Source organism: Phenylobacterium sp. (genome assembly GCF_031412415.1).
Classification (GTDB): domain Bacteria; phylum Pseudomonadota; class Alphaproteobacteria; order Caulobacterales; family Caulobacteraceae; genus Phenylobacterium.
Genome location: NZ_JANOCX010000459.1, coordinates 1 through 8,271, shown reverse-complemented (window position 1 = coordinate 8,271; position 8,271 = coordinate 1). Strand labels below are relative to the sequence as shown.

Genomic DNA, 8,271 nt, shown 5'->3' with positions numbered 1-8,271 from the left:
CGAAGCCACTCTATGGTGAGAACGCGCTGCCACCCTCGGCGATCCTTTTGACAGCGTATGGGTCTCGCGGCGCGCCTGCCGCCCGGCTCATCGACAATCCCGCGGGGCGTCGCAGATGACGATCGAGACACTCATCGAAGTGGTCCCGCCGCCGGCCACGCCGTTCGAGGCGTTCGATGGTCCGTGGGAGCCGATCGAAGCGGAACTCGGTACGGTTCTGCCTCAGGACTACAAGAATTTTGTACGGCTCTATGGGAACGGCAGCTTCATGGAGTTTCTCTGCGTCCACACTCCAACATCTGGAAGTATCTACGTACGGCTGGCGCCTGAAGTCCGCACGATCTGCAAGAACTTGCTCATCGAGGACGATCTTCCATATCCGCTGTGGCCGGCCCCGGGTGGGCTCTTGCCGCTCGGCAAGACCGATTTCGGCGATTACCTCTTTTGGCTGCCCCGCGGCCCGCCGGCAGACTGGAAGATCGTCGTCTGGGGTCGGGGCCTTGGGCAGTTTGAGGTGTTTGATTGCGACCTCACCGATTTCCTCGCCGGACTCGCCATCGGTGACATGATACCCGAAGACTTCCCCAGCCATATGCTGCCCTGCGACCACCTGTTCAGGCCGTTCTCGGACTGGCCGGCGCGCGAATAGCTACTATAGTCAGGGGCTTATCCGCAGACAGGCACGGTTCAGCCTTACTTCGCTCAAGCTTCGAAATGCATCCTGCTTCGCGGCGAAGTCAGTCCTGCGAAGCGCAAAGCGCGAAGCCGGATGGCGGAGAGGGTGGGATTCGAACCCACGGTACCCTTCCAGGTACGCCGCATTTCGAGTGCGGTGCTTTCGACCACTCAGCCACCTCTCCAGAGACGACATCGGGCCCTGGGTGACAGGGCCCGCTGAGCGAGGCGCGGAACCTACTCATCCGGCCACGCCAGATCAAGCGGGCGTTTCGCCTCGGTCTAGTGAGGGCGCAAAACCATCTGGGTGCAGCGGAACAGGGCCATGACCTTGCCGGTGTCCTGGTTGGTCGCCGTGGCGTCCCAGACCTGGGTGGTGCGACCGCCGTGGGTCAGGTTCGCCTCGCAGATGACGGTCTCGCCTTCCTTGGCGGTGCCCAGGAAGTTGGTCTTGATCTCGATGGTGGTGAAGCCGCTGGCGCCGGGCGGCAGGGCCATGCGGCAGCCATAGCCGGCGGCCGAGTCGAGCAGGGCGACCACGCTGGCGGCGTGCATGTAGCCGTTGGGCGCCATGTGCCGCTTCTCGACCTTCACCTGGCTGCGCAGGTAGCCGTGGCGGACCTCCAGCACCTCCAGCGCCAGTTCGCCCGGCAGGAAGCCCTGTTGCATACGGTTGAGGGCGGCGACCGGGTCGGCGTCGGTGAGGGCGGGGAAGGCGGCGGACATGGGGGTCTCCTAAAGTCTAGGCGTCGGCGGCGATGACCGCGATCCCGTCACCGTCGGCGTGCAGGATATCTCCCGGCACGAACACGACGCCGCCGAAGGCGACCGGCGTGTCGACAACGCCCTCCCCGCGCTTGATCCCGCGCATGGGGATCGTGCCCAGCGCCTTGATCCCGATGTCGAGGGTGGCCAGCACCGACGTGTCGCGCACGGCGCCGAACACCACGATCCCGGCCCAGCCGTTCTTCACCGCGTCGCCCGCAAGCACGTCGCCGACCAGGGCGCGGCGCAGCGAGCCGCCGCCGTCGACCACCAGCACGCAGCCGTCGCCGGGCGTCGCCAGCAGGGCCTTCACCTCGCTGTTGTCCTCGTAGCAGCGGACGGTGCGGATGCGGCCGGAGAAGGCCAAACGGCCGCCGAAGTCGCGGAACTGGACCTCGCAGACCTCGATGGTTTCCTCATGCTCGTCGCAGAGATCGGCGACGGAGGTCACGAGGCCGGACCCTGATAGGCGTCGCGAAGTTCGCGCTTCAGCACCTTGCCGATGTGGCTGCGCGGCAGGCTCTCGACCAGTTGCAGGTCGGCCAGGCGCTGGGTCTTGCCCAGCTTGTCGTTGACCCAGGTCTTGAGGGCATCGGCGCTGGTCGTGTCACCAGGCTTCAGCGCCACGAAGGCCACCGGGGTCTCGCCCCACTTGTCCGACGGCACGCCGACCACGGCGGCCTCGAGCACGCCGTCATGCTTGACGATCTCGGCCTCCAGGTCGCTGGGATAGACGTTGAAGCCGCCGGAAATGATCATGTCCTTCTTGCGGTCCATGAGGGTGAGGAAGCCGTCCTCGTCGAACCGGCCCACGTCGCCGGTGCGGATGAAGCGCAGGCCGTCGGGGGAATACCACTCGGCGTCCGAGGTCTTGCCCGGCTGGTTGTGGTAGCCGACCATCATGGCGCCTGACCGGCCGACGACCTCGCCGATCTCACCCTGCGCCACTTCCTTGCCGTCCTCGTCGATCAGCCGCATGTCGTGGCCCGGCAGGGGCCGACCGACGGTGTGCAGCTTGTCGGGGAACTCGTGGGCCGCCAGGCCGCAGGAGCCGCCGCCCTCGGTCATGCCGTAATACTCGATCAGCCCGCCCGGCCAGCGCTTCAGGACGTCGGCCTTGATCTCCCGCGAGAAGGGCGCGCTGGTGGAGAACTTCATCTGGAAGCTGGACAGGTCGTAGCTGTCGAAGTCCGGCCGCTCCATCAAGCGGCGGTACTGCACCGGCACCAGCATGGCGTGGGTGGCCCGGTGCTTCTCCGACAGCTTCAGGAACTGCTCGGCGTCGAACTTGGGCATCAAGACCGCCGTACCGCCGTTGGAGATGGTGGGCAGGTAAGAGACCAGCGTCGTGTTCGAATAGAGCGGCGTCGAGATCATCGTCACCGAGTCGGCCGGATAGACCCCTCGGCGGATTTGGCCCCAGCGCATGCGGTGCGGCTGGACGATGCCCTTGGGCGCACCGGTGGTGCCCGACGAATAGATGATGTTGAAGCCCTGGTCGGGATCGACCTCGACCGGCGTGGGCTTGGCGCCCTTTGGCGCCAGCCAGTCCTCGAAGGCGATACCGGCGGACGAGCCGTCGAGCGCCACGCGCTGGGCCTTGATCTGGTCGGCGACACCCTCAAGCTGCTTGGCGACGCCGGCGTCCAGGAAGAACACCTTGGCCCCGCAGTCGTTGAGCATCATGACCAGGCTCTCGGCCGTCGAGGACGGCGCGAGCGGCGCCACCACCGCCCCGGCCCGCAGGATGCCGAAGAAGGTCGCGCCATACTCCGCCGAGGTCGTCGCGCAGACGGCGGCCACGTCGGCCTTGCCCACGCCCTCCCGTTGCAGCGCCGCGGCGATGCGGTCCATCAGCCCGTCCAGCTCGGCGTAGGAGATGGTGCGCCTGGCGTCGACCAGGGCGGGCTTGTCGCCCAGCGCCTGGGCCTGGGCGCGGACCACCTGTTCGAGCGTGCCGAACTCCTGGCTCAGGATCTCTTCGACGGTCATGCTCGCCTCCGGTTCAAACGGCTGTTGGGCTCTCTTAGGCCGGAAGGCGCGGTGGCCGCAATCGGTGCTTGCCCGGCGGCCTTCCCGCGAGGGAAAGTGCCTGGGCCCGCCCCCGCATACCGGCGACGCATCGCATTCAAGACACCACGGGCCGTCAGAGCCCACCGCATTATTTGGGACGAAACCACTTATGGCCGACGAGATGATCTCGCTGGGCGCCAAGCTGAAGCTGCTGGCCCAACTGAAGCCCGATGCGCCGGCCGTGAGCTGCGGCGACGCCACCCTGACCTATCTGGAGTTCCACAAGCTCTCCAACCGCGCCGCCCGGGGCCTGATCGCCCACGGCGTCAAGCTGGGCGACCTGGTGACGCTGGGCCTGCCCAACTCCACCGACTTCGCCGTGGCCTGCTGGGCCATGTGGAAGGTCGGCGCCACCCCCCAGCCCGTCGCCTTCCGCCTGCCCAAGGCCGAGCTGGAGGCGATCATGGAGCTGGCGAACACGCCGGTGGTGATCGCTGAGTTCGAGCACCAGATCGACCGGCCGCTGCTGTCGGTCGCCGATCTGCTGGCCCTGTCCGACGACGACAGCGACCTGCCCGACGTCACCGCCCCGGTCTCCAAGGCGCCCACCAGCGGCGGCTCCACCGGACGGCCCAAGCTGATCCTGGCCGGTCAACCGGGTGTCAGCACCAAGGATATCCCGGAGGTCGGCGGCTGGCGGCTGAAGGCCAACTCCATCGCCCTGCTGCCCGCCCCGCTCTACCACAACGCCGGGTTCGGCATGATGATGGCGGCCTTCGCCATGGGCGCGCACATGGTGCTGCTGCCCCGCTTCGAGGCCGAGGCGACCCTGGTCGCCATCGAGAAACACAAGGCCACCTGGGTCTATCTGGTCCCCACCATGATGAACCGCATCTGGCATCTGCCGGAGGAGACCCGCGCCAAGTACGACCTGTCGTCTCTGGAGACCCTCTGGCACCTCGCCGCGCCCTGCCCCGCCTGGCTGAAGGAGGCCTTCATCCATTGGGTCGGGGCCGAGACGGTGATGGAGCTCTACGCCGGCACCGAGGCCCAGGCGGTGACGATCATATCCGGCGCCGAGTGGCTGGAGCATCGCGGCTCGGTGGGCAAGGTCAGCGCCGGGGAGATGATGGCGGTGGGCGACGACGGCCAGCCGCTGCCGCCGCGCGAAGTTGGCGAAATCTACATGCGCCGGGCCGAGGGCGCGCCGCCCACCTACGAGTACCGCGGCGCCACGGCCAAGGTGCTGGAGGGCGGCTGGGAGAGCCTGGGCGACATCGGCTGGTTCGACGAGGACGGCTATCTGTACCTGGCCGACCGGCGCACCGACATGATCCTGGTCGGCGGCTCTAACGTCTATCCCGCCGAGATCGAGGCGGCGCTGGAGGAACACCCCGACGTGCAGTCCTGCGCGGTGATCGGCATTCCCGACGACGACCTCGGCAACAAGATCCACGCCATCGTCCAGACCAAGGGTGCGCGGAACGAGGAGTCGATCCGGGCGCATCTGTCCTCGCGGCTGGTGACCTACAAGCAGCCCCGGACCTTCGAGTTCGTCGACGAACCCCTGCGCGACGACGCCGGCAAGGTGCGGCGCACGGCCCTGCGCGACGAACGGATCGCGAGGCTGAAGGCCGAAGCGTAGCCACCTCTCCGACTTGCCGCATGACGATTGTCGTCGATGCTGCGCCGCGATAAGCCGTCACCATTCTTCAAAGACATTTCCGAGGAAACGCATGAGCATAAGAGGCAAGGCCTACATCATGGGGGCCTACGAGCATCCGCTCCGTGACGCGCCCGACAAGTCGACGCCGCAGCTCCACGCCGAGTGCGCCAAGGGCGCCCTGGCCGACGCCGGCCTGACCAAGGACGACATCGACGGCTACTTCTGCGCCGGCGACGCGCCCGGCTTCGGGGCCATGTCGATGATCGACTACATGGGCCTGAAGAACGTCCGGCACATGGACTCCACCGAGACGGGCGGTTCGTCCTATCTGCTGCATGTGGGCCACGCGGCCCAGGCGATCGCCGAGGGCAAGTGCAGCGTCGCTCTGGTCACCCTCGCGGGCCGTCCGCGCCAGAACAAGGGCGGTTGGGGCGGCGGGGCGGGCAAGCCTGGCCAGCTCACCGACGGCCCGCCGGAGGCCGGCTACGAGAACATCTACGGCGGCTCGACCCACAACACCTACGGCATGTGCGCCATGCGCCACATGCATGAGTACGGCACCACCAGCGAGCAGCTCGCCTGGATCAAGGTCGCCGCCAGCCACCACGCCCAGTACAACGAACACGCCTTCCTGAAGGATGTGGTCACCGTCGAGCAGGTGGTGAATTCGCGGATGATCGCCGATCCGCTGCATCTGCTGGACTGCTGCGTGGTCACCGACGGCGGCGGCGCGCTGATCGTGGTCAGCCCCGAGGTCGCCAAGAGCCTGAACCGTCCGAAGGTGAAGATCATGGGCGCGGGCGAGTCACCGAAGGGGCCCATGGGCGGCCATGGCCTGGACCTCACCCATTCGGGCGCGGTCTGGTCAGGCCCCATCGCCTTCGGCGAGGCGGGTGTGACCCCGGCCGACATCAAGTACGCCTCGATCTACGACAGCTTCACGATCACCGTGCTGATGCAACTTGAGGACCTCGGCTTCTGTAAGAAGGGCGAGGGCGGCAAGTTCGTCTCCGACGGCAACCTGATCTCCGGCGTCGGCAAGCTGCCCTTCAACACCGACGGCGGCGGGCTGTGCAACAACCACCCGACCAATCGCGGCGGCATCACCAAGGTGATCGAGGCGGTGCGTCAACTGCGCGGCGAGGCCCACCCCAAGGTCCAGGTCCCCAATTGCGACATCGCCCTGGCCCACGGCACCGGGGGCTCGCTCGGCACCCGCCACGGGGCGGCGACCCTCATCATGGAACGGGAGGCTTAAGGCCATGAGCGACGTTCAAGACGCCCCCACCAACATGACCCGTAAGATCCCAGCGCCGCCGGTGACCATCGAGAGCAAGCCCTTCTGGGACGCGGCCGCCGAGGGCCGGTTCCTGCTGAAGCGCTGCAATGGCTGCAAGCAGGCCCACTGGTATCCGCGCGCCATCTGCCCGTTCTGCTTCTCCGAGGACACTGTCTGGGAAGAGAGCCCCGGCGAAGGCGTGATCTATACCTACAGCGTCATGCACCGCTCGCCGACCGGCCCCTATGCCATCGGCTATGTGACCCTGAACGAGGGTCCGGCGGTCCTGACCAACTTCGTCGACGTCCTGCCCGACGGCCTGTCCATCGGCCAGAAGGTCAAGGTGAAGTTCCAGGACACCGAAGGCGGCCCGCCCGTCCCGGTGTTCGCGCCGATCTAGCTCACCCGCCTGTCATCCCGGCTCACGCAAGCGCCGGGATGACAGCGGCAAGTTGCGCGCCGGCCCGACCGGCCTCATAGTCCCGCTCATCGCGGCGTCAGCCCTGGGGAGTTCGAGATGCAGACTTTCATGTCCAACCGGAAAGGCCATTTCGTTCACCAGGACATGAAGCTTCATGCATTCCGACATCCGGAGGCCGCCAGCTAACGCCGCCTCCCCGCGCCTCGCGCGCCTTAAATCCATCCTCAACCTCGACCTCCCGGGCGGGCTCTCACCCGCGCGCCTGAGGCGTTTTCTCTCGTACTATCGGCCGCACGTTCCGCTGCTCGCAGCCGATCTCGCCTGCGCCGTCGTGGTCGCCGCCACGGCGCTGTTCCTGCCGCTGTGCGCCAACTTCGTGACCAAGGCCCTGGTCGGCCTGGACGGGCGCCCCGTCGAGCTCGGGGGCATTTACGTGATGGGCGGGGTCATGCTGGCCCTGCTGGTCGTCCAGGCGCTCAGCACCCTGTTCGTGGACTACCAGGGCCATGTCATGGGCGCGAAGATGGAGGCGGCCCTGCGCCGCGATGTCTTCGAGCACTGCCAGAAGCTGTCCTTTAGCTTCTACGACAGCCAGCGTGTCGGCCAGTTGATGAGCCGCATCACCAACGACCTGTTCAATCTGGGAGAGCTCTACCACCACGGACCGGAGGATCTGGCCATCGCGGTGCTGAAGTTCGTCGGCGCCATCGCCATCCTGGCCTGGTTGGACCTGCCGCTCACCCTGGTGATCCTGGCGCTCACCCCCTTCGCGGTCGCCTACGCCCTGCACTTCAACGGGCGCATGAACGCCGCGCTCAGCCTCAGCCGAAAGCGCGTGGCGGAGGTCAACGAGCGGGTGGAGGACTCGCTTTCCGGCATCCGGGTGGTGAAGGCCTTCGCCAACGAGGCGGTGGAGAACGCCCGCTTCCAGACCCACAACATCGCCTTTCTGGACAGCCGCCGCGCTGGCTATCGGAGCGAGGCGTTCTTCTCGATGGGCCTGACGACCTTCGCCCAGCTCCTCACGGTCGTCGTCATCGTCATGGGCGCGGTGCGGGTGGTGGAGGCCGATCTCAGCGTCGCCGACATGCTGACCTTCCTGCTTTGTGTCGCGGTCCTGGTCGACCCCATCCAGCGGTTGGCGAACTTCGCCCGCCTCTGGCAACAGGGCTCCACGGGCTTCACACGGGTCATGGAGATCCTGGAGGTCGAGCCGGAGATCGCCGACCGTCCGGGCGCGCTGTACCTGCCACGGGTCTCGGGCGCCATCAGCCTGCGCGACGTCGGATTCCGCTATGACGAGAACGGGCGTCACGTGCTGCGGGGCGTCAGCCTCGACATCGCGCCCGGCGAGTTCGTCGCCCTGGTCGGCGCCTCAGGGGTGGGCAAGAGCACGCTCTGCGCCCTCATCCCCCGCTTCTACGAAGCGAGCGAGGGAGTCGTGCGGATCGA

At 67.0% G+C, this 8,271-nt stretch carries 8 protein-coding genes and 1 tRNA gene; 5 read left to right on the top strand and 4 right to left on the bottom strand.

The annotated features are described in order from the left end of the window. Window positions 1-115: 115 nt before the first annotated feature. The gene (locus tag RMO04_RS21120; protein ID WP_309646738.1) at window positions 116-649 is read left to right on the top strand and encodes an SMI1/KNR4 family protein; all 534 of its coding nucleotides are present in this window, start codon (window positions 116-118) and stop codon (window positions 647-649) included. 121 nt (window positions 650-770) lie between these two features. On the opposite strand, the gene RMO04_RS21115 is transcribed toward RMO04_RS21120, so the two are convergent. The 4 genes from RMO04_RS21115 to RMO04_RS21100 all read right to left on the bottom strand — a co-directional run bounded on the left by RMO04_RS21115 (window position 771) and on the right by RMO04_RS21100 (window position 3,432). Next, window positions 771-860, bottom strand: a tRNA-Ser gene (locus RMO04_RS21115). 97 nt (window positions 861-957) lie between these two features. Continuing rightward, entirely contained in the window at window positions 958-1,401 is a 444-nt protein-coding gene (locus tag RMO04_RS21110) for a PaaI family thioesterase (RefSeq protein WP_309646737.1), read from the bottom strand. Between the two features lie 16 nt (window positions 1,402-1,417). Beyond that, window positions 1,418-1,891, bottom strand: a complete 474-nt coding sequence (rraA, locus tag RMO04_RS21105; RefSeq protein WP_309646736.1) for a ribonuclease E activity regulator RraA — start codon at window positions 1,889-1,891, stop codon at window positions 1,418-1,420. Beyond that, window positions 1,888-3,432, bottom strand: coding sequence for a class I adenylate-forming enzyme family protein (locus tag RMO04_RS21100; RefSeq protein WP_309646735.1), 1,545 nt, complete (start codon window positions 3,430-3,432; stop codon window positions 1,888-1,890). Before RMO04_RS21100 ends, rraA begins: the two co-directional genes overlap by 4 nt. A gap of 190 nt (window positions 3,433-3,622) precedes the next feature. On the opposite strand from RMO04_RS21100, the gene RMO04_RS21095 reads away from it, so the two are divergent. The 4 genes from RMO04_RS21095 to RMO04_RS21080 form a co-directional block, all read left to right on the top strand. Further along, window positions 3,623-5,098, top strand: coding sequence for an AMP-binding protein (locus tag RMO04_RS21095; protein ID WP_309646734.1), 1,476 nt, complete (start codon window positions 3,623-3,625; stop codon window positions 5,096-5,098). Between the two features lie 91 nt (window positions 5,099-5,189). Next, window positions 5,190-6,377: a thiolase domain-containing protein gene (locus RMO04_RS21090; RefSeq protein ID WP_309646733.1), complete on the top strand. Its 1,188-nt coding sequence runs from the start codon at window positions 5,190-5,192 to the stop codon at window positions 6,375-6,377. A gap of 4 nt (window positions 6,378-6,381) precedes the next feature. Further along, window positions 6,382-6,798, top strand: coding sequence for a Zn-ribbon domain-containing OB-fold protein (locus RMO04_RS21085; RefSeq protein ID WP_309646732.1), 417 nt, complete (start codon window positions 6,382-6,384; stop codon window positions 6,796-6,798). A 175-nt stretch (window positions 6,799-6,973) separates the two neighbouring features. Beyond that, on the top strand, window positions 6,974-8,271 hold a 1,298-nt coding region (locus RMO04_RS21080), incomplete at its 3' end, for an ABC transporter ATP-binding protein (protein ID WP_309646731.1).

Bases quoted from the DNA above. Each gene is read 5' to 3' on its own strand.
- RMO04_RS21120 (WP_309646738.1), top strand. From the start codon at position 116: ATGACGATCGAGACACTCATCGAAGTGGTCCCGCCGCCGGCCACGCCG.
- RMO04_RS21085 (WP_309646732.1), top strand. From the start codon at position 6,382: ATGAGCGACGTTCAAGACGCCCCCACCAACATGACCCGTAAGATCCCA.
- RMO04_RS21110 (WP_309646737.1), bottom strand. From the start codon at position 1,401: ATGTCCGCCGCCTTCCCCGCCCTCACCGACGCCGACCCGGTCGCCGCC.
- RMO04_RS21095 (WP_309646734.1), top strand. From the start codon at position 3,623: ATGGCCGACGAGATGATCTCGCTGGGCGCCAAGCTGAAGCTGCTGGCC.
- RMO04_RS21090 (WP_309646733.1), top strand. From the start codon at position 5,190: ATGAGCATAAGAGGCAAGGCCTACATCATGGGGGCCTACGAGCATCCG.
- RMO04_RS21100 (WP_309646735.1), bottom strand. From the start codon at position 3,432: ATGACCGTCGAAGAGATCCTGAGCCAGGAGTTCGGCACGCTCGAACAG.